Source organism: Bradyrhizobium genomosp. III (genome assembly GCF_000261705.1).
GTDB lineage: Bacteria > Pseudomonadota > Alphaproteobacteria > Rhizobiales > Xanthobacteraceae > Bradyrhizobium > Bradyrhizobium ottawaense.
Genome location: NZ_AJQF01000257.1, coordinates 1 through 20,558, shown reverse-complemented (window position 1 = coordinate 20,558; position 20,558 = coordinate 1). Strand labels below are relative to the sequence as shown.

Annotated in this window: 19 protein-coding genes; 13 read left to right on the top strand and 6 right to left on the bottom strand. The window is 64.8% G+C overall.

Annotated elements, in window-relative coordinates:
• Positions 1-4: 4 nt before the first annotated feature.
• Entirely contained in the window at positions 5-1,849 is a 1,845-nt protein-coding gene (locus IC66_RS0122260) for an extracellular solute-binding protein (RefSeq protein WP_028144558.1), read from the bottom strand.
• A gap of 261 nt (positions 1,850-2,110) precedes the next feature.
• On the opposite strand from IC66_RS0122260, the gene IC66_RS0122255 reads away from it, so the two are divergent.
• A complete protein-coding gene (locus IC66_RS0122255) occupies positions 2,111-2,935 on the top strand; it encodes an invasion associated locus B family protein (RefSeq protein ID WP_038949097.1) in 825 nt (274 codons plus the stop codon).
• A gap of 80 nt (positions 2,936-3,015) precedes the next feature.
• On the opposite strand, the gene hspQ is transcribed toward IC66_RS0122255, so the two are convergent.
• A complete protein-coding gene (hspQ, locus tag IC66_RS0122250) occupies positions 3,016-3,348 on the bottom strand; it encodes a heat shock protein HspQ (RefSeq protein WP_008564941.1) in 333 nt (110 codons plus the stop codon).
• Between the two features lie 106 nt (positions 3,349-3,454).
• On the opposite strand from hspQ, the gene IC66_RS0122245 reads away from it, so the two are divergent.
• Positions 3,455-4,408: an AEC family transporter gene (locus IC66_RS0122245; RefSeq protein ID WP_038949096.1), complete on the top strand. Its 954-nt coding sequence runs from the start codon at positions 3,455-3,457 to the stop codon at positions 4,406-4,408.
• Between the two features lie 6 nt (positions 4,409-4,414).
• Here the strand turns inward: IC66_RS0122245 and IC66_RS0122240 are convergent, their stop codons facing one another.
• Positions 4,415-5,599 (bottom strand): UbiH/UbiF family hydroxylase, encoded by a 1,185-nt coding sequence (locus IC66_RS0122240; RefSeq protein ID WP_038949095.1) that lies wholly within the window; start codon positions 5,597-5,599, stop codon positions 4,415-4,417.
• 86 nt (positions 5,600-5,685) lie between these two features.
• On the opposite strand from IC66_RS0122240, the gene pcsA reads away from it, so the two are divergent.
• The 3 genes from pcsA (at position 5,686) to IC66_RS0122225 (ending at position 8,233) form a co-directional block, all read left to right on the top strand.
• A complete protein-coding gene (gene pcsA, locus IC66_RS0122235; RefSeq protein ID WP_028144562.1) occupies positions 5,686-6,453 on the top strand; it encodes a phosphatidylcholine synthase in 768 nt (255 codons plus the stop codon).
• Positions 6,450-7,184, top strand: coding sequence for a TerC family protein (locus IC66_RS0122230; RefSeq protein ID WP_028144563.1), 735 nt, complete (start codon positions 6,450-6,452; stop codon positions 7,182-7,184). Before pcsA ends, IC66_RS0122230 begins: the two co-directional genes overlap by 4 nt.
• 74 nt (positions 7,185-7,258) lie before the next feature.
• Positions 7,259-8,233, top strand: a complete 975-nt coding sequence (locus IC66_RS0122225) for a quinone oxidoreductase family protein (RefSeq protein WP_038949094.1) — start codon at positions 7,259-7,261, stop codon at positions 8,231-8,233.
• 165 nt (positions 8,234-8,398) lie between these two features.
• On the opposite strand, the gene IC66_RS0122220 is transcribed toward IC66_RS0122225, so the two are convergent.
• A complete protein-coding gene (locus tag IC66_RS0122220) occupies positions 8,399-9,589 on the bottom strand; it encodes an acetylornithine transaminase (protein WP_038949093.1) in 1,191 nt (396 codons plus the stop codon).
• Between the two features lie 299 nt (positions 9,590-9,888).
• Positions 9,889-11,046, bottom strand: coding sequence for a tetratricopeptide repeat protein (locus tag IC66_RS0122215; protein WP_038949092.1), 1,158 nt, complete (start codon positions 11,044-11,046; stop codon positions 9,889-9,891).
• 125 nt (positions 11,047-11,171) lie between these two features.
• On the opposite strand from IC66_RS0122215, the gene IC66_RS0122210 reads away from it, so the two are divergent.
• The 3 genes from IC66_RS0122210 to IC66_RS0122200 all read left to right on the top strand — a co-directional run bounded on the left by IC66_RS0122210 (position 11,172) and on the right by IC66_RS0122200 (position 13,081).
• The gene (locus IC66_RS0122210) at positions 11,172-12,119 is read left to right on the top strand and encodes a hypothetical protein (RefSeq protein ID WP_028144567.1); all 948 of its coding nucleotides are present in this window, start codon (positions 11,172-11,174) and stop codon (positions 12,117-12,119) included.
• A 178-nt stretch (positions 12,120-12,297) separates the two neighbouring features.
• On the top strand, positions 12,298-12,729 hold the full coding sequence (locus IC66_RS0122205) for a MerR family transcriptional regulator (protein WP_028144568.1): 432 nt from the start codon (positions 12,298-12,300) through the stop codon (positions 12,727-12,729).
• Positions 12,662-13,081 carry a carboxymuconolactone decarboxylase family protein gene (locus IC66_RS0122200; RefSeq protein ID WP_028144569.1) on the top strand — a complete coding sequence of 140 codons (420 nt, stop codon included), beginning with the start codon at positions 12,662-12,664 and terminating at the stop codon, positions 13,079-13,081. The genes IC66_RS0122205 and IC66_RS0122200 overlap by 68 nt, the downstream gene beginning before the upstream one ends.
• Positions 13,082-13,217: 136 nt before the next feature.
• On the opposite strand, the gene rimO is transcribed toward IC66_RS0122200, so the two are convergent.
• Complete coding sequence (rimO, locus tag IC66_RS0122195; RefSeq protein ID WP_028144570.1) at positions 13,218-14,543, bottom strand: 30S ribosomal protein S12 methylthiotransferase RimO; 1,326 nt, start codon at positions 14,541-14,543, stop codon at positions 13,218-13,220.
• A 111-nt stretch (positions 14,544-14,654) separates the two neighbouring features.
• On the opposite strand from rimO, the gene IC66_RS0122190 reads away from it, so the two are divergent.
• The 5 genes from IC66_RS0122190 to IC66_RS47755 all read left to right on the top strand — a co-directional run bounded on the left by IC66_RS0122190 (position 14,655) and on the right by IC66_RS47755 (position 20,510).
• Positions 14,655-15,245, top strand: coding sequence for an ANTAR domain-containing response regulator (locus tag IC66_RS0122190; RefSeq protein WP_027542860.1), 591 nt, complete (start codon positions 14,655-14,657; stop codon positions 15,243-15,245).
• Complete coding sequence (locus IC66_RS0122185) at positions 15,242-16,405, top strand: CmpA/NrtA family ABC transporter substrate-binding protein (protein ID WP_038949091.1); 1,164 nt, start codon at positions 15,242-15,244, stop codon at positions 16,403-16,405. Before IC66_RS0122190 ends, IC66_RS0122185 begins: the two co-directional genes overlap by 4 nt.
• 337 nt (positions 16,406-16,742) lie before the next feature.
• Positions 16,743-18,530: a NirA family protein gene (locus tag IC66_RS0122180; RefSeq protein WP_038949090.1), complete on the top strand. Its 1,788-nt coding sequence runs from the start codon at positions 16,743-16,745 to the stop codon at positions 18,528-18,530.
• Positions 18,527-20,152, top strand: a complete 1,626-nt coding sequence (locus IC66_RS0122175; RefSeq protein WP_038949089.1) for a sulfite reductase subunit alpha — start codon at positions 18,527-18,529, stop codon at positions 20,150-20,152. Before IC66_RS0122180 ends, IC66_RS0122175 begins: the two co-directional genes overlap by 4 nt.
• 205 nt (positions 20,153-20,357) lie before the next feature.
• Positions 20,358-20,510 carry a hypothetical protein gene (locus tag IC66_RS47755; protein WP_162832272.1) on the top strand — a complete coding sequence of 51 codons (153 nt, stop codon included), beginning with the start codon at positions 20,358-20,360 and terminating at the stop codon, positions 20,508-20,510.
• Positions 20,511-20,558 lie beyond the last annotated feature (48 nt).

The following is a 20,558-nucleotide window of genomic DNA, read 5'->3' as shown; positions in this document are numbered from 1 at the left end:
GGCGTCACTTTGCTTGATGAGCTTGCGGCTGCCCCTTCGACCACCAGGTCTCCGGCAAATAGCCTGAGAGCGAGGTGGCCTTGGGCCGTTCTATCCGATTCCAGCGCGCGATCCATTGCTCGGATACGTTAAACAGGGGGATTGTGTAGAAGCCCGCGATCAGAGCGCGGTCGAGCGCCCGCACCGACGAGACGAAATCCGTATGTTCCCGGGCCTCGAGCAGGGCGGCGATCATGGCATCGATCGCCGGATCCCTGGCGCCCATGTAGTTGCGGGTCCCCGGATTGTCCGCGCCAGCGCTGCCCCAGTAGAAATATTGCTCGTTGCCGGGTGACAGCGACTGGTCCCAGCGGTTCTGGATCATGTCGAATTCGTAAGCGAGCCGGCGTTGATCGAACTGCACGGGGTCGACCGTTCGCACGCTCGGCTCGATGCCGGCGCGCTTGAGGTCGCGCTGGAAGGCGAGCGCGATGCGTTCCTGGTCGCGGGTCGTGACCAGGATCTCGAAGTTGAGGGGCGCCTTGGTCTTGCGATTGCGCAGCACGGTGCCGTCGAGCTCATAGCCGGCGTCCGACAACAGCTTCAGCGCGGCGCGCAGCGTGGTGCGGTCGCGTCCCGATCCGTCAGTCACCGGCAGACGGTAGCTGCCGTCCATGACATCGGGCCGAATTTGCGCGGCGAAGGGTTTGAGCAGCTCGCGCTCGCGCGCGTCCGCGGGCCGGCCATAGGCCGACAGGTCGGAGCCGGCGAAATAGCCGGCAACGCGCGAATAAAGCCCGAAAAAGTAATTGCGGTTGACCAGCTCGAAATCGAACAGAAGCGTCAGCGCCTGGCGGACGCGGATGTCGGCGAAGATTGGACGGCGGGTGTTGAACACCAGGAATTCGGAGGGTTGCGGCAGGCCCGGCTTGACGCTGTCGCGGATCACCTCGCCGCTTTTGGCGGCTGGAAAATCGTAGCCGTCGTGCCAGCGCAGCGGCTCGTGCTCGACGCGGAAATCATAGAGGCCGCGCTTGAAGGCTTCGAACTGGCCGTTGGCCTCGCGAAAATAGTCGAGCCGGATCTCGTCGAAATTGTAGAGCCCGCGGTTGATGGGCAGGTCGCGGCCCCAATAATCGGGATTGCGGGTGAGCGTCACGCTGGCCCCGGGCTTCACCGCCGTGACGCGATAGGGGCCTGAGCCGATCGGGCTCGTCAGCGTCGTCTCCTCGAAGGTCGCGACGTCGACGGCTTGCTTCGACAGGATCGGCATCAGGCCGAGGATCAGCGGCAGCTCGCGGTCGTTGGCGCCCGCGAGGTCGAAGCGGACGGTGAGGGGATCGGGCGCCTCGGCCTTGGCAACCTTGGCATAGTATTGCCGAAGGTTCGGACGACCGCGGTCGCGCAGGAGCTGCCAGGAGAACAGCACGTCTTCGGCCATGACCTGCTTGCCGTCGGAAAAACGGGCGCGCGGATCGAGACGGAACGTGACGAAGCTCCGCTCGTCGTCGGTTTCGACGCTCCTGGCGAGCAGGCCATAGAGCGTGAATGCCTCGTCATTGCCGCGCGCGAGCAGGCTCTCGACCACGTAGCCCCGCATCTGCTGCACGGCTAATCCCCTCACGATGAAGGGATTGAGGCTGTCGAAGGTGCCCAGAACACCCCAGGTCAAGCGGCCGCCCTTGGGGGCATCGGGATTGGCGTAGGGCATGTGGGTGAAATCGGCCGGCATGGCCGGCTTGCCGTGCATGGCGATGGCGTGGGCTTCCTCGCCCCGCGCGCTGCCAGCGCACAGCCCACCCGCGAGCATAGAGGCAAGGACGCAAAGGCGGAGACCGGGGCCCTCGAAAAGGCGCTGGAACTTGAACATCGGCACACGTTGATTCGAGGACCGGCTAGCCTCGAATCCTATCACAGGGAATTTCACCGGGCGCAGCCCCGGATGTGGCCAAAGACGGTTGTCGGCATTGATCTTTTCGTCGGCCACGTTAAGAAGGCGGGCAATCGCGCAAGAGCGCCGAGCCCGTCACTTATCTGCCTCAATTGACGGGAAGAGAGCCGCGCCCAAGGCGGCTTGGTTCGGCGCTTCGGAGCGGTTCGGGCGCTTCCCGTTCAGAAAGGGTTTTCCGCAATGAATTTCCGTTACTTGGCCGCGTCCGTCCGGCCGCGTGGGCGACTTCTCGCCCTGTTGACGGCGACGGCGTTGGCCGTTCCGTTTGCCGCCGAGGCCCAGACCCCGGCGCCGGCCCCGGCCCCGGGTGCGCCCAAGGCGGCTCCGGCCCCGAAAGCGGCTCCCAAGGCCGCCCCGAAGGCTCCGGCACCGGCTGCTCAGGCCCCCGCGCAGCAGGCTCCCGCTGCAGGCGCTCCGGCGCAGCAGGGCGCGGCCCAGCCGGCCGATCAGCAGATCCAGCTGATCTACGCCCCCTGGACCAAGTTCTGCCTGAAGGGCCAGGACGCCAACGCCAAGCAGGTCTGCTTCACCGGCAAGGACGGCCGCATCGAATCGGGCCAGCCGGTCATCGCCGCCGTGATCATCGAGCCGGAAGGCGAGCCCAAGAAGATCCTGCGCGTGACGCTGCCGCTCGGCATGCAGCTCGTGCACGGCACCCGCATCATCGTGGACAGCAACGCGCCGCTGCAGCAGCCCTATGTGATCTGCTTCCAGAACGGCTGCATGTCCGATTACGAGGCGACGCCCGAGCTCATCAACAGCATGAAGAAGGGCCAGAATCTCGTTGTCCAGGCGATCAACGCCAACGGCGCGCCGCTGACCCTGCCGCTGCCGCTCGCCGGCGAATTCCAGAAGGCCTATGACGGTCCGCCGACCGATCCGAAGGTGTTCGAGGAAAATCAGAAGAAGCTCCAGGAAGAGCTTCAGAAGAAGGCTGATGAGCAGCGCAAGAAGCTCGAGCAGAGCGGTGCTGCTCCGGGCGCGGCTCCGGCCGGCCAGAAGTAATCGGGCGTCAGACGTCCAGACATGAAGAAGGCGCTCATCTCGAGCGCCTTTTTTGCTGGCTGGGTGCTGGTGGTGAAAACCTAGTTCAGCGACGGGTTGCGCGGGCGATAGCCGCCGGCCTTGTCCTTGATGAAGATCTCGGCGACCTGGGAATGCCGGACCGGCTCGCCGGAATCGTCGGGCAGAAGGTTCTGCTCCGAGACATAGGCGACGTATTCCGATTCCGCGTTCTCAGCGAGCAGGTGGTAGAACGGCTGGTCCTTGTGGGGCCGCACCTCCTCGGGGATCGACAGCCACCACTCCTCGGTGTTGTTGAATTCCGGATCGATGTCGAAGATCACGCCCCGGAACGAGAAGATCCGGTGGCGCACGACCTGTCCGATCTGGAATTTGGCGGTCCGCGCTTTAATCATTCCCCGTCGATAGACCAGGATTGTGGCCGATGCTAGTGGCCTCATCTGGAATTAACGTTCACTTTGGGGGCAGATAACCCCCAAGTCTTCAGAAAACACTTCATCAATGGTCGATATCCTCAATCTGGCGCTACCTTATTTCGGCTTGATCTTCGTCGGTTTTGCCTGCGGCAAGGTCAAGTCCCTGCCGGAATCGGGTCTCGCCTGGATGAACTTCTTCCTGCTCTACGTGTCGCTGCCGGCGCTGCTGTTTGCGATCATGTCGAAGACGCCGTTTGCGGAATTGAACAACCCGCCGTTCCTGATAGCGACCACGCTCTCCACCGTCGCCGCGTTCACACTGGCGCTGGTCGTGGGCAAGGTTTTGGGGCGGCTGACATTGCGCGAGGCGACGCTCGCAGGCCTCTCCGGCGGCTACGGCAATATCGGCTATATGGGGCCCGGCCTGGCGCTCGCCGTGCTCGGGACCAAGGCGGCGGCGCCGACCGCGCTGATCTTCTGCTGCGACAGCATCTTCCTGTTCACGATCGTGCCGCTCTTGATCGAGCTGTCCGACCGCGACCATCCCTCGATCGTGCACGCCTTCGGCGTCGTGCTGAAGCAGATCGTGCTCAACCCGCTGATCATGTCGGCCTGCTTTGGCGCCGCGGTCGCGGCGCTACATATCGAGATGCCGGTCGCGCTCGACCGCACCATCACCTTCCTCCAGAACGCCGCCGCGCCGACCGCGCTGTTCGTGCTCGGCGTGACCGTGGCGCTGCGTCCGTTCGACCGGGTGCCGTGGGAAGTGCCGGGCGTGATCGCGGTCAAGCTCCTGATCCATCCGCTGGCGGCGTTCGGCCTGATGCTGGCGTTCGGCCCCTTCGCGCAGCCCTGGACTGCGACCGCCGTGCTGATGGCCTCGCTGCCGCCGGCGCTGAACGTGTTCGTGATCGCCCGGCAGAACGATGCCTGGATCGAATCGGCGTCCGTCGCGGTGCTGCTCGGCACCTTCGCGTCCGTGGTCACGCTGACCAGCGTGATGTGGCTGCTTCAGAGCGGACGGCTGGTGTTTCCGTGAGAGAAGTTACCGCCGCCAGGTCGGCGTCAGGCCTTCGCGCATCGCAAAACGCCGGAGCGGGCCGATGGCGCCGAGCAGGTGCATGCCGACGGCACGGACCGGCTGAAGCGGAAGGAAATCGTTGAGCAGCGAGCGGTTGGCGATGTCGATCGCAAAGGTGCGGCTCAAAACGTCCGGACGCCGCGCGCGGTCGTAGCGTTTGAGCACGTCGGGCGCGCCGGGATCCTGGCCGGCTGCGATGACCTCGCCCGCGAGCCTGGCAACATCGGCGGCATCGCGCAGGCCGAGATTGAGGCCCTGGGCGCCGATCGGCGGAACCACATGGGCGGCTTCGCCAACCAGCGCGATGCGGTCTCGGCCGAAGGATTTCGGACGTTCGATCGCGAGCGGAAACAGGTTGCGGCCGGGCTCGACCGTCATGCGTCCCAGGATCGAATGCGACTGTTTCTCGATCGCGGCCGACAGCTCGGCATCGCTGAGGCCGCGGAGCCGCTCCGCCTCCGCAGGCGCCGAGACCCAGACGATGCTGGAGCGGTCGCCGGGCAGGGGCACGAACACGCAGGGTCCATGCGGTGTGTGGAACTCGGTCGAGACGTTGCGATGCGGCCGCGTGTGACCGACGTTGAAGGTCAGCGCCGTCTGCGTCAGCTCGCGCCGCGTCACCGCGATGCCGGCAGCTTCGCGGCACAGCGAATGTCGGCCGTCGGCGCCGACCACCAGGCGGGCCGAGAGAAACTGCGCGGAGGCGGTGTGGACCGCGACGTCGTCGGCTTCGATGACGATGGTTTCGGCCTCGTCGTCGAAACGGATGAGATTGGGCAGCTCAGCCGCACGCTCTTCCAGAGCCAGCATCAGCGACCGGTTGTCGATGTTGTAGCCGAAGGCGTCGAGCGCGATTTCGTGACAGGAGAACCGGACCTCCGGCGCGCGGAACAGCCGGCCGGTGTCGTCGACGAGGCGCATGACCTCCAGCGCGGCGGCCTTGTCCTTGCAGCGGGACCAGACGTCAAGCGTCTCCAGCAGCTCGACGGAGGCGCCGAGCAGCGCGGTGGTGCGATTGTCGGCATAGGGAACGCGCCGCGCCACCAGCGCGGTCCGCGCACCCGCCTGCGCCAACGCGATGGCCGCCGCAAGTCCGGCCGGTCCGCCGCCGATCACGGCGGCGTCATGGAGTGTCGATGCGTCTGCCATGGAGCGACAAATGACACGCTCCGCGGCAAATTCAAGCCCGCTGATTGTGCCTGATTTTATGACAGATTGTGCGACCGGGCGTCGCAATGGCGGATGTGCAAACCGGCCTCATTCTGATAGCAGAAGCCATGGATACCCAGCAGGATTCCCTGAAGCCGAAACCGGCGATCCGCGCCGCGGCCTTCTCGGTGCACATCTTCACCGCGTTCGGCGCGGCGATCGCGCTATTGGCGATGCTGGAGGCCGTGCGCGAGCACTGGGCGGCGATGTTTCAATGGCTGGGCGTCGCCCTGATCATCGACGCGATCGACGGGCCGATCGCGCGCCGGCTCGACGTCAAGAACGTGCAGCCGAACTGGTCTGGCGACGTGCTCGATCTCGTGGTCGACTTCGTCACCTATGTCTTCGTGCCGGCCTACGCGATCGTCGCCAGCGGCCTGCTGCTGCCGGTCGCAGCTCCCTTGCTCGGCGTCGCCATCATCGTCACCAGCGCACTATATTTCGCCGATCTGCGCATGAAGGCGGACGACAATCATTTCCGCGGCTTCCCGGCACTGTGGAATGCGGCTGCGTTCTATCTGTTCCTGCTGCATTGGCCGCCGCTGTGGTCGACGCTGCTGGTGGCCGCGCTCGTCGTGCTGACCTTCGTGCCGTTCCACGTGTTGCATCCGGTCCGCGTCGTGCGGCTGCGCTGGCTGACGATGTCGCTGATCGCGATCTGGGCGCTGCTTGGCCTCTACGTGCTGGAGATGGATTTCCGCGTCGGCGCCGGCGTCACCATCGCACTCTGCGCGATCGCGCTCTGGATCAGCTTCAGCGATGCGCTGATACGTCTGGTAAGATCGTTCGCATGATGCATCTGTTGACCAGTCCCGAAGCCTGGGCCGCGCTGCTCACCCTGACCGCGCTCGAGATCGTGCTCGGCATCGACAACGTCATCTTCCTGTCGGTGATCGTCTCGCGCATCCCCCAGCAGCAGGCGGACCGCGCCCGCAAGATCGGACTCGCTCTCGCGCTGATCTTCCGCATCATCCTGCTCAGCGTCCTGGTCTGGCTGATCGGCCTGACCGCGCCGGTTTTTTCATTCAAGGGCGCGGACTTCTCCTGGCGCGACCTCATCCTGATCGGCGGCGGCCTGTTCCTGATCGCGAAGGCGACGCACGAGATCCACGCCGAGGTCGAGGCCGATGACGGCGAGGCCGATCAGAAGTCCGGCGGCAGCGCCTTCTTCTGGGTGATCATCCAGATCATCGTCATCGACATCGTGTTCTCGCTGGATTCGATCATCACCGCGATCGGCATGGCCCAGGATATCGAGATCATGATCGCGGCGGTCGTGATCGCCTGCCTGATCATGTACATTTCGTCGGGCCCGGTGTCGCGCTTCGTCGCGGAGCATCCGACCACGAAAATGCTGGCACTGGCGTTCCTGGTGCTGATCGGCGTCGCGCTGGTCGCGGACGGATTCCAATTCCACATTCCGCGCGGCTACATCTATTTTGCCATTGCGTTCTCGGCGGCCGTCGAATTCTTCAACGTGCTGGCCAAGCGCAACCGCAGGAAGATCAGCAAGCCGTCGGTTTAGGCGTTCCAGCTACATCGAGTTGACAAGGCGGGCGCGATGTCTTTCGCTGGCCTTTGAGAAGAGGAGGTCAGGTGATGACCAAAGCGGTCCGTGTGCACAAGGTCGGAGGCCCCGAAGCCCTGGTCTATGAGAGCGTCGATGTGCCGGCGCCCGGGCCCGGCGAGGTGCGCATCCGCCAGCATGCGGTCGGCCTGAACTTCATCGACGTCTATTACCGCACCGGTCTCTACAAGGCGCCGGGGCTGCCCTTCATTGCCGGCAACGAGGCCTCGGGCGAGGTCGTCGCCGTCGGGCCCGGCGTGACGCATTTCCATCCCGGCGATCGCGTCGCCTACTACCACAATCTCGGAGCCTATACCGGCGAGCGCAACCTTCCCTGGGAGAGGCTGGTCAAGCTGCCCGATCACATCACCCACGAGCAGGGCGCCGTGCTGATGCTCAAGGGCCTGACGGTCTGGTATCTCCTGCACAAGACCTTCAAGGTCGAGCCGCATCATCGCGTGCTGATCCACGCCGCGGCCGGCGGCATCGGCCTCTTGGCCTGCCAATGGGCGAGGGCGCTCGGGGCCCACGTCATCGGCACGGTCGGCTCGCGCGAGAAGGCCGAGCTCGCCGAGGCCAGTGGCTGCGATCACGTCATCCTCTACAACGAGGAGGACTTCGTCGCGCGCGTCAAGCAGATCAGCCGCAACGAAGGCTGCGACGTCGTCTATGACGGCGTCGGCAAGGCGACCTTCCCGGGCTCGCTGTCGTGCCTGAAGCCGCGCGGCATGTTCGTCTCCTTCGGCAACGCCTCCGGCCCGGTGCCGCCGTTCTCGATCGCCGAGCTCAACAATCACGGCTCGCTGTTTGCGACGCGGCCGAAGCTCAACGACTACGTCGGCACGCGCAAGGAGCTGCTCGAAGGCGCCGACACGCTGTTCGCCGCCGTCATCAACGGCAAGCTGCACGTGCCGATCAACCACGCCTACGCGCTGAAGGACGCCGCGAAGGCGCATATCGATCTCGAGAGCCGCAAGACCACGGGGGCTTCGATCTTGAAGCCGTAGTGTTTCCGTTGAATCCGCTCTCATGTCCCGGACAAGCTGCAACGCGCGAGCGTTGCGGCGCAGAGCCGGGACCCAGATGCAACACGCACTGCGGAGAGATGGGCCCCGGCTCAGCAGCGCACCGTCGAAGAGACGCTGCGCTGCGTCCGGGGCACGAGACAGGTGCTACGCCACGCGCCGTGCTGCGCCGGCCTTGGTCAAGATCCCGTCGAGACAATCGATCATCTCGGCGATCTCTGCCTTCGCGACGTTCAGCGCCGGCATGAAGCGCAGCGTGTCGAGTTGCGGGGCGTTGAGGAGCACGCCGGCTTCGAACGCTTGCGCGACGATGCCGGGCGCGATCGGCAGCTTGAGGTCGAGCGCGAGCAGCAGCCCGCGTCCTCGCACGCCGCCGAGCCCATGCCGGGCCGAGACCTTCTGCAGCTCGCTTTCGAGCAGCAGGCCGGTCTCGGTGACCTGTTTCAGGAAGTCCGGCTTGCCGACCTCCTCGAGCACGGCGAGCCCCGCCGCGCACATGATCGGGTTGCCGTTGAACGTGCCGCCCTGGTCGCCGTGCTCGAAGCAGGAGGTATGCTCGGTGGCAAGCAGGGCGGCGAGCGGCACGCCGCCGCCGATGCCCTTGCCGAGCGTCATGATGTCGGGCGCGATCCCGGCGTGCTCGTAGTGGAAGAGTTTTCCGGTCCGGCCCATGCCGGTCTGGATCTCGTCGAAAATGAGCAGCAAGCCGTGGGCTTTGGTCAGCGCGCGCAGCTGTTGCAGGAACTGATCGGTCGCTGGCCAAACGCCTGATTCACCCTGGATCGGTTCGAGCATCACCGCGACCGTGTTGTCATTGATCAAGCTCTCGACCGAGGCGATGTCGTTGAGCTTCGCCTTCTTGAAGCCTGCGACCTTCGGCTCGAACAGCGGCTCGAACGCCTTCTTGCCCGAGGCCGACATCGTCGCCAGCGTTCGGCCGTGAAAGCCGCCTTCGAAGCTGATGATCTCGAACGCGCCGCCTTTGTGCAGGGTGCCATATTTGCGCGCGAGCTTGATCGCGCCCTCGTTGGCCTCCGCGCCGGAATTGGCGAAGAACACCTGGTCGAAGGCGCTGTTCGCGACCAGCGCTTGCGCCAGCTTCAGGCTCGGCTCGTTGTAGAAAGCCGGGCTCGGCGTCAGCAGCCGCCTGGCTTGCGCACTCAGTGCGTCGGCGATCGCAGGCGGGGAGTGGCCGAGGCAGTTCACGGCCCAGCCCTGCACGAAATCGAGATAGCGCTTACGGCCATCGTCCCAGAGGTAGGAGCCCGCGCCGCGGACGAACACGGCCTTGGGCCGTGCGGTGATGTCCATCAGCGCGTCGTACGGTTGCGTGGTCATGTCGAACTCCTCTGGAGGCGGGTGGAAAACGGGCGCAAAAAGCAGAAAGGCCGCACCTTGCGGGTGCGGCCTTTCTCGAAAACTTCAGCTGAATTCAGTGGTTCAGCGGCGTCGTCGGACATGGCGCACCCTCTCATCGTCGCGGGAGCGACGACGGAGCATTTCGGTGCGCAGGTGGGTCCGGGAATTGATCATGGGGCGGGTCCCTACAGCCGAATGGCAGGGCTTGTCAAGCGGCCGTTTTGCAAAACACCCGCCTGGCGTGCATCGATCAGGTCCATCTTCGTTGCCCAAGAGGCTTACTCGACGCCGTAATGTGCGAACTCATCGACGATCCCAGCGTTGATCGCTTTCGCTGCCGCGATGTCGCGCTCGGCGCCTTCGTTGTCGCCCTTCTTCCGCTTTGCGAGCCCACGGCCGTAGAGCGAGCTGTCGTACGCGGGCTTGGTGCTCAGTGCCGCGTCGTAGTCCGCAATCGCCGCGTCGAGATTGCCGAGCTTGAGGTAGGTGAGGGCGCGGCTGTCCAGGGTGTAGGGATCGTTCGGGGCCATCTTCAGCGACTGATCGCAATCGGCCAGCGCCTCCTGCAGACGGCCGAGGATCGCGCGCGTCATGCAGCGCGAATTGAATGCGCCGGGATAGCTCGCATTGGCCTTGATCGACCGATCGTAATCCTCCAGCGCCAGCGCATGATCGTGCGCATCGAAATACATGTTCGCGCGCGCATAGAAATCGCGGTCGTTGTTCGGGCTGAGCTGCAGCGACTTGGCGAAGTCAGCCAGCGCGCGGACCCGGTCGCCGCGATCGCGGTAGAGGCGTGCGCGGTTGCCGTAAGCCGGGCCGTAGGTCGGGTCGAACTTGATCGACAGATCGAAATCCGCAAGCCCGCGCTCGTCCTCGCCGTGGTTGCGATAAGCGGTGCCGCGGTTGAAATAGGCCAGCGCGAATTTCGGGTCGAGCTTGATGGCCTGATCGTAGTCGGCGATTGCGCGCTCGTAGTCGTTCTTGTCGATGAGGGAGTTGCCGCGGTTGTTGTAGTAGAGCGGGTCGCGGGCGTTGAGCCGGATCGCGCGTGTGTAATCGGCAATGGCGTGATCTTTCTCGCCGAGATCGTCATGGGCAATCCCCCTGTTGTACCAGAGGTCGGAATGTCCAGGATTGAGCTCGATCGCACGGTTGAAGTCCACCAGCGCACGCGCGGCGTCGCCCCTTCGCCGGAGCATTTCGCCGCGATTGGCGAGCGCATGCACATCGTTGGGATTGGCCTTGAGCACCGCCGAGCAGCCCTCGACGCGCTGCTCCTCGCGGCTCCCGTCGTCGTCCGCGTAGCACCATTGGCGCAGCTGTGCGGCTGAGGGGGATCGCGCCGCAGCGGGGGCGGATAGCGCGAGCAGGGCCATCGTGAGGCCGATGGCCGACAGCTTGAACCAAATTGCTGATGTTTCGTCGTATTCCATTTGCGTACCGCGTCGAAACCATTGCGCCTCTAGCGCGTTTGTGATCGAAGGACGCGACTTGGTTCGAACCGGACGCAACTCGGGCGAGACCAAGAGGGACGGGACCAACCAGACAGTTTTCAGCCTTGTCCGATACGCCTTATCCCATCGACCTCGACAGCATTCGCGGCGCATTTCCGCCGGGTATCGAAGCGCCGCCGCTGCTTGTCGACTTTGCCACCTGGCTCAAGGGGCGTCCCTGGGGCAGCGTCGGCTGCTTCTCGCTGCAGGGCCAGTTCTCGGATCACGCGCCGATCACCGACGGCAGTCCCCTGCGGGACAGGTTTTCGCTGTTCATGCGGCTGCCGGACGGCTCGGCCGTCGGCGGCTGGTACGGCGCCGGTCTCGACCGCGACAATCCGCCGATCGTGGGACTGGGCTCGGAGGGCGACTACGAGCTGCTGGCGCCGAGCCTCGACGGCCTGCTCGCCAAACTGACGTCGCAACAATTCGACAATGCCTGGAGCGATCTCAAGCCGCATGACGAGGTCGAGCCGCAGACGGTCGAGCTCGCGCAATGGCTGGCCGGACGGCCGCTCGGCGAGCCGGCGACGCCCGACGACAATTCGTCGGAACTGCCCGATTTCCGCGGCTTCATGGAAAAATGGAGCCGGGATCGCGAAGATTACTGGGCCAATCACCGCCTGATGGCCGAGCTCGGCTGGCGGCTGGCCGCCCATCTACCCAAGGGCAAGAAGCCCTGGGACCGGACGAGATTCGAGATCGCGATCGTCGGCAAGCAATACCAGGCGCGCGTGCTTTCGCACGGACCACAGCCGTTCGAGGAAGCCGCCTCGGTCGAATCCCTGCTGCGCGACCTGCGCGAGGAGATGCGCCGCGCCCAGCCCGAGCTTGGCCTGTGGTACGCGATGAATTTTGGGCTCTATGCCGACGGCCGCGTCATGCCGAATTTCGAGTACGATCTACGCCCGACCATCGACGGCGATCCGGCGCTGCTCTCCGAGGCGAAAGCCGATCTCGCCCGCGCACCCCGGCCTGAGCGCTGGGTGCCGAAATGGCTGACGGAAGCCTGAAGTCGCGGAATTCCGCGACGCTGCCGTGCAGTCGGCACGCCGAGACCTTCTGCTGTCGCACCATCAGTGCGTTGTAACTCTTGCTTGACCTCGCGGGGACGGGCACCTTCGATCCCTCTTGACTTAGAGCGCGCTCGAAGGGGTATCTGTACGTGCGTCAGTACGAGAACGGGCACACATGAAGATCGGCGACCTCGCAAGACGAACCGGCTTGTCGACCCACACGCTGCGCTACTATGAGCGCATCGGGCTGCTGCCATACGCTGACCGGGATCGCTCCGGTCAACGTGACTTTGACGCATCGATCCTCACATGGATCACATTCATCGGTCGGCTCAAGACCACGGGAATGCCGATCCGGGACATGTTGCGTTATGCGGCGCTTCGTGACGACGGCGACGCCACCGGGCCAGCCCGGCGGCAGATGCTGGAAATCCATCGCGAACAGGTTCGCACGCAGATTGCCGAACTCCAGGAATGCCTGCTCGTCCTTGATACCAAGATCGCCGGCTATGCCGGCGACGAACAGAGGACGAAGGAAAATGACGCACGCCCCGACACATGCCGAAAGCCGCTTCGATCGCGGCCAGCGGGCCCTGTCACGCATTGACGGCAAGGCCGGCGAAAAGGTCGTCGCCTCACTCGCCGACATCGCTCCGGATTTCGCACGCTACGTGATCGAGTTTCCCTTCGGCGACATTTACTGCCGCCCGGATCTCGGCCTGCGCGATCGAGAGATCGCGACGATCGCCGCGCTGACGGCGCTCGGAAATGCCGCGCCTCAGCTCAAAGTGCATATCGAGGCGGGGCTGAACGTCGGGCTGTCTCGCGACGAGATCGTGGAGATCATCATGCAGATGGCCGTCTATGCGGGCTTCCCGGCGGCGGTGAACGGGCTGTTCGCAGCCAAGGAGGTGTTCGCCGCGCAGGACGGACAGCAGGCGTCGGGCAACGCGACCTGACGAACGTCGGCGCGGTGTATCGTGCATCGCCGTAGTTCAGTGCGCGCAGCCTGAACGCGGGCAAGTTGAATGGCTGGGCGCGCCGGTCTCGCCCGCGAGCGCTGGGGACCGCAATGGCTGGCGGCGTCTTGGAGCCTCAGAACCCCGCGACGCTGCCGTGCAGGTCGTACTGGTCGGCGCGCTCGATCTTCGCGGTGACGATCTCGCCGACGCGCAAGGGGCGGCGGCTCGTCAGATAAACCGCGCCGTCGATCTCCGGCGCATCGGCCTTGGAGCGGCCCTTGGCGACGGTCGGGCCGACCTCGTCGATGATGATCTGCTGGCGCGTGCCGACCTTGCGCTTCAGCCTGCGCGCGGAGATCTTCTGCTGCCGGGCCATCAGCGCGTTGTAGCGCTCCTGCTTGACCTCTTCCGGCACCGGGTTCTCGATCGCGTTCGATGTCGCGCCTGCAACCGGCTCGTATTTGAAGCAGCCGAGGCGATCGATCTCGGCCTCGTCGAGCCAGTCGAGCAGATAGGCGAAATCGGCATCGGTCTCGCCGGGGAAGCCGACGATGAAAGTCGAGCGCAAGGCGAGATCGGGGCACTCTTCGCGCCAGCGCTTGATCCGCGCCAGCGTCTTGTCCTGCGCCGCCGGGCGCTTCATCGCCTTCAGCACCTCCGGGCTCGCATGCTGGAACGGGATGTCGAGATAGGGCAGCACCTTGCCCTCGTTCATCAGTGCGATGACCTCGTCGACATGCGGGTAGGGGTAGACATATTGCAGCCGGACCCATGCGCCGAGCTCGCCGAGTTCGCGCGCGAGGTCGAGGAATTTGGCGCGGACCTGGCGGTCCTTCCACGGGCTCTCGGCATATTTGAGATCGACGCCATAGGCCGAGGTGTCCTGCGAGATCACCAGCAATTCCTTGACGCCGGCGCCGACCAGGCGCTCGGCCTCGCGCAGCACGTCATTGGCCGGGCGCGAGACGAGGTCGCCGCGCAGCTTCGGGATGATGCAGAAGGTGCAGCGGTTGTTGCAGCCCTCGGAGATCTTCAAATAGGCGTAGTGGCGCGGCGTCAGCTTGATGCCCTGCGGCGGCACCAGGTCAACATGCGGATTGTGCGCCGGCGGCAGCGCGCGGTGCACGGCGTCGAGCACGCTCTCGTATTGCTGCGGGCCGGTGATGGAGAGCACGCCGGGATAGGCCTGCTCGATCTGCTCGGGTTCCGCGCCCATGCAGCCGGTCACGATCACCTTGCCGTTCTCGGCCATGGCCTCGCCGATCGCCGAGAGCGATTCCTGCTTGGCGCTGTCGAGGAAGCCGCAGGTGTTGACGATGACGATGTCGGCCCCGTCATGCTTGCGGGCGAGCTCGTAGCCCTCCGCGCGCAAGCGCGTGATGATGCGCTCGGAATCCACCAATGCCTTGGGACATCCGAGCGACACAAAGCTGACCTTGGGCGCAGCCGCCTGATCCATATCCAAATCTGCCTGATTGACCGGCCTGAGCTAGTCCCAATTGCCCACAATTACAACCCTTTGCAGGGCGTTCCGGCGTGCTATGGATGAATCACCTGCCGTGAGTGAGCCATGAGCGCCGAACAGTCACCCAAAATCGTGATCGTCGACGAAAGCCCGATCCGGGCTGCGATCCTGGAGGAGGGATTGCGGGAGGCCGGATTCACGCAAGTGGCCCACATCCGCGAGATGCAGAGCCTGCTCGCCCGTATTTATGCGGTGGACCCCGACATCATCCTGATCGATCTGGAGAACCCCAGCCGCGACGTGCTGGAGGCGATGTTCCAGGTCAGCCGCGCCGTGAAGCGGCCGATCGCGATGTTCGTCGACCAGAGCGATTCAGCCTCGATCCAGGCCTCGGTCGAGGCGGGGGTATCCGCCTACATCGTCGACGGGCTGAAGAAGGAGCGCATCAAGCCGATCCTCGACCTCTGCGTGTCGCGCTTCAACGCCTTCGCCAAGCTGCAGGAGGAGCTGGAGCGCACCAAGTCGCAGCTCGAGGACCGCAAAATCATCGAGCGCGCCAAGGGCATCCTGATGAAGGTGAAGGGCCTCACCGAGGACGAGGCCTACGTGCTGCTGCGCTCCACCGCGATGCGCGAGAAGAAGAAAATCGGCGAGATCGCGCAGTCGATCATCACCGCGTCGGAGATGCTGAAATGACTGCTCCCCTCCGCATCGGGTTCATCCCGCTGGTCGATGCCGCAGCCCTGATCGTCGCCGTCGACAAGGGATTTGCCGCCGCCGAAGGGCTCGAGGTCGAGCTCGTGCGCGAGGTCTCCTGGTCCAATGTCCGCGACAAGCTCAATATCGGCCTGTTCGACGCCGCGCATCTGCTCGCGCCCGTCGCGATTGCGTCCTCGCTCGGGCTCGGTCACGTCAAGGTGCCGATCGCAGCCCCCTTCAATCTCGGCATCAATGGCAATGCCATCACGGTGTCGCCGGCGCTTCATGCGGCGCTGATGGAGGAGGTCGATGGCGATCGCTTTGACCCGATGGTTACGGCGAAAGCGCTGGCGAAAGTGGTGGCCAAGCGGCGCAAGGCGGGTGCCGAGCCGCTGACTTTCGGCATGACCTTCCCGTTCTCGACCCACAATTATCAGCTGCGGTTCTGGATGGCGGCGGCCGGCGTCGATCCCGACGAGGACGTGCGCCTCGTGGTGCTGCCGCCGCCCTACATGGTCGACAGCCTCAAGAGCGGCCATGTCGATGCATTCTGCGTCGGCGCGCCCTGGAATTCGGTCGCCGTCGATCTCGGCATCGGCCACATCCTGCATTTCGTCTCCGACATCCTGGTGCGCGCCGCGGAAAAGGTGCTGGCGGTTCGTCAGGTCTGGGCCGACAAGAATCCGGACGTGGTCGCTAGCCTGGTGCGCGCGGCGGTGAAGGCCGCCGCGTTCATCGAGAGCCCAGCGAACCTGGCCGAGGCGGCGCAGATCCTGGCGCGGCCCGAGCGGATCGGCGTCGATGCCGAGGTGATCCAGCGCTCGCTCATCGGCCGCCTGAAGATCTCGCCCGAGGGAGAGGTGCGCGAAAGCGGCCGCTATCTCCTGGTGGGGCGGGAAGAGGCGGGGCGGCCCGATCCGGTCCAGGCCGCCTGGCTCTATGCGCAGATGGTGCGTTGGGGGCAGACGACGCTCAGTCCGGAGGGCGTCAAGACGGCGATGGCCGTGTTCAGGCCCGACCTCTACGATGCGGCCCTCGGCCGCCGGCCGCCCGAGCAGGCTCGCGCCGCGTTCGGGGCGTTCGCCGGGCCCGTCTTCGATCCCGACGACATCCGGGGGCATCTCGAGGCCTTCGAGGTCCGGCGTTGGAAGGCCTGATTCGGAGCTGCGCCTTTTTTAGGCAAGAAGTTTCATTGCCTAAAGTTTGATCCGGCTGCCCGAATTTCGTGAGAGTGCGCCGCCCGGGGTTTCCGGGGGAGGCGTCTAATCATCTGAAATAGCGTTGTTTTCCATTTTGGCCAAGCTGGCACGCAACTTGAATGTTGCAGTGCGGCCAGCTTGTCACAGGTGCCTGCTGAGCCGAGTCCCGCAGCAACGAAGCTGATCGGACCGTTGGGTAACGAAGCCGGCTCTTAAGGGCCAGCCCAGTTCCTCACGGGTCGCGCCAATGTCCGTCGATGCCACCCAGGTGGCCGCAGGAGCTTCGTTACCGACCATGAAAATCGATACGCTCGCAGTCGACTTTACCGACGAGCAGAAACGCTATCTCGAAGGTTTTACGACCGGTTTGCAGATCAGCCGGGTCGGTCGTGGTCTCGGCGGTGGAGGCGGCGCCGGCAAGGCGAACGCCGAGCCTGTTGGCCCCGATGCCGTGCACATCAAGGCGCAGGACAAGGTGATCGCGTCGGGCAAGAAGCTCGCCGATCAGGAGAAGTTCAAGCGCGACGAGCATCCCTTCGATGCTTATCCGCGGCTTCGCCAGCAGGCGCACGACAACACGCCGCCGAGCCCGGCGGACAATTTCCGCTGGCGCTATTACGGCATCTTCTATGTCGCGCCGACGCAGGACTCCTACATGAGCCGCCTGCGGATTCCGAACGGCATCATGAAGCATTGGCAGATGTCGGGTCTTGCCGATCTCGCCGATGAGCTCTGCGGTCCCTACAGCCACGTCACGACGCGCGCCAATCTCCAGCTTCGCGAGATTCCGCCGAAGAACGCCGTGAAGCTGATCGAGGGTATCCAGGACCTCGGCCTGTGCTCGCGCGGCTCCGGCGCCGACAACATCCGCAACGTCACGGGAACGCCGACGGCCGGCATCGATCCGCAGGAAATCATCGACACGCGGCCCTATGCGCGCGAATGGCACTACCGCATCCTCAACGATCGCTCACTCTACGGCTTGCCGCGCAAGTTCAACGTCGCCTTCGACGGCGCCGGCAGGATCGCGGTGCTGGAGGAGACCAACGACATCGCCTTCACGGCGTATGAGGTGAAGGAAGGCTTCGGCGTCGAGCCCGGCATCTGGTTTCGCCTCGGCCTCGGCGGCATCACCGGCCACAAGGACTTCGCTAAATATTCCGGCATCATCGTCAAGCCGGAGCAGGCGACGGCCGTCGCCGATGCCATCGTGCGCGTGTTCATCGACCATGGCGACCGCACCAACCGCAACAAGGCGCGGCTGAAATATGTGCTCGACGCCATGGGTCATGACGGCTTTCTCAAGCTCGTCGAGGAACGATTGAAGACACCGTTCACGCGCGTGCCGGAGGAGGCGTTCCAGCCGCGCCCTGCCGCGGACCGCATGGCGCATGTCGGCGTACACAAGCAGAAACAGGACGGCCTCAACTGGATCGGCGTTTCTCTGCCGCTCGGCAAGCTTACCTGCGACCAGATGCGCGGTCTTGCCAAGGTCTCGCGCGACCTCGGCGACGGCGAGATCCGCCTGACCGTCTGGCAGAACCTTTTGATCTCGGGCGTGCGCGACGAGAATGTCGCGCTCGCCGTTGCGGCGATCAAGCAGATCGGGCTTGCGGTCGAGGTCTCGCACATCCGTGCCGGCCTGATCGCCTGCACCGGCAATGCCGGCTGCCGTTTCGCGGCGTCCAACACCAAGCGCAGCGCGGCCGAGATCGGTGATTGGTGCGAGCCGCGCGTCGCCATGGACAAGCCGGTCAACATCCACGTCACCGGCTGCCACCATTCCTGCGCGCAGCATTACATCAGCGACATCGGCCTGATCGGTGCGCGCGTGCCGGTGAACGAGGACGACACGGTCGAGGGCTACCACCTCTTCACTGGTGGAGGGTTCGGCCCCGACGCGGACGTCGGGCAGGAGGTCTATCACGACCTCAAGGCCGAGGACGCGCCGAAGACGGTCGAGGGACTGCTCAAGGCCTATATCGCCCATCGCTCGTCGCCCGACGAAACCTTCCTCTCCTTTGCGCGCCGCCATAACGGCGAGACGCTGCGCAAGCTTGCCGATGCACAGGTGTCCGCATGAACCAGATTACGCCTCCGCCGAAACTCGATATCATTCCCGCCAGCGCACCGTTCTCTGATGCGCAGCGCTCTTGGCTGAACGGCTTCTTTGCCGGGCTGCTGTCGCCTGATGTCGCCGCGCCGCTGTCGGCGGAGCAGGGCGCCGCCGTCATGCAAGGCGCAGCCGGCGACGGTGACGACGGCGAGGCGCCCTGGCACGACCAGACCATGCCGATCGCCGACCGGATGAAGCTTGCGGAGGGCCGTCCCGTCCGCCGCAAGATGATGGCGGCGATGGCGCAGCAGGATTGCGGCCAGTGCGGCTATAATTGCCACGACTATTCGGAAGCGATCGCGGGCCGCAGCGAGGCGCGGCTCAATCTCTGCGTCCCCGGCGGCAAGGAAACCGCGCGGATGCTGAAGTCGCTGTACGAGGAACTGGACAAGGCCCCGGCGGCCAAGACCGGTGACAAGGCAGCTGACAAGACGGATGCGGTGACCGCGCCGGCCGTGACCGTGACGATCGCAGAGCCGGGCCGCTCACGCGACAACCCGGTGACCGCGACCTTCCTGTCGCGCCGTCTGCTCAACAAGGGCAAGTCGGAGAAGGAAACCTATCACGTCGAGTTCGATCTCTCCGAGAGCAAGCTCGACTACGTTGTCGGCGACAGCTTTGGCGTGTTCGCGCGCAACGAGGTCGGCCTCGTCGACCAGATCATCGCACTGCTCGGCGCCTCCCACACCACCAAGGTCAACGGCAAGACGTTGCGCGAGGTGCTGATCGACGACGTCTCGCTGTCGCCGGCACCCGACACGTTGTTCGAATTGATCTCCTTCATCACCGGCGGCGCGCAGCGCGAGAAGGCGCGGGCGCTGGCGCAGGGCGAGGATCCCGACGGCGATGCCGCCACGCTCGACGTGATGGCGGCGCTGCAGAAGTTCTCGGGCACGCGGCCGCATCCGGAGGCTTTCGTCGAGGCGCTCGAGCCGCTGCAGCCACGGCTCTATTCGATCTCGTCCTCGCACAATGCGACGCCCGGAAAGCTGTCGCTGACGGTCGATTCCGTGCGCTACGTCGTCGGCAAGCGCAAGCGCCTCGGCGTCGCCTCGACCTTCCTCGGCGAGCGCATCGGTGAAGGCGAGAATCTCAAGGTCTATGTGCAGAAGGCGCACGGTTTCGGCCTGCCGCAGGACCCGAAGACGCCCGTGATCATGATCGGTCCCGGCACCGGCATTGCGCCGTTCCGCGCTTTCCTGCTCGACCGCAAGGCGACCGGCGCGCCCGGCAAGAACTGGCTGTTCTTCGGCCATCAGCGCAGCGATTGCGACTTCTTCTACCAGGAGGAGCTCAATGCGATGAAGACCTCGGGTCTGCTGACGCGCATGTCGCTGGCCTGGTCGCGCGACGGCGAGAAGAAGTTCTATGTGCAGGACCGCATGCGCGAGGTCGGCCGCGAGGTGTGGACGTGGCTCGCCGAAGGCGCGCATCTCTACATCTGCGGCGATGCCAAGCGCATGGCCAAAGACGTCGAGCGCGCGCTGGTCGACATCGTCGCCCAGTTCGGGGCGCGCTCGACCGACGAAGCCGTCAGTTTTGTCGCCGAACTCAAGAAGACTGGCCGCTTCCAGGCCGACGTCTACTAAAGCGATCGTCAGGCTGCCGTCATCCGGGCCGGTTCCAAACGGCTCGGATTTGAACGAATAAGATTCTCGGAACCTGCGCCTGGAGAGAATTTACGTCTGCAATGCGGCCGCTTCGGAGGAGGCGCATCGCTATTTCCTCCGGCATCTTGCCTCCCGCCCTGGTTGATCCCTCATAATCCCGCAAATGGGGCGTTGGAGATCGACCATGCGCGAACTATCGGCGGAAGCCAGGCTGCACTTCTACGCGCGCTCGCTCTCGCGGCGGACCCGGGCGAGCATGCATCATTTCGCGCTCTACAGTGCGTTTGCCGTGATCGCGGCGATCGTGTTCGGCACGTTGTCTGTGCATCCGTTCTAATGAGGCTGCACGGTCTCGTAGCAACCATTAAAGCACGCCCGATTTCCG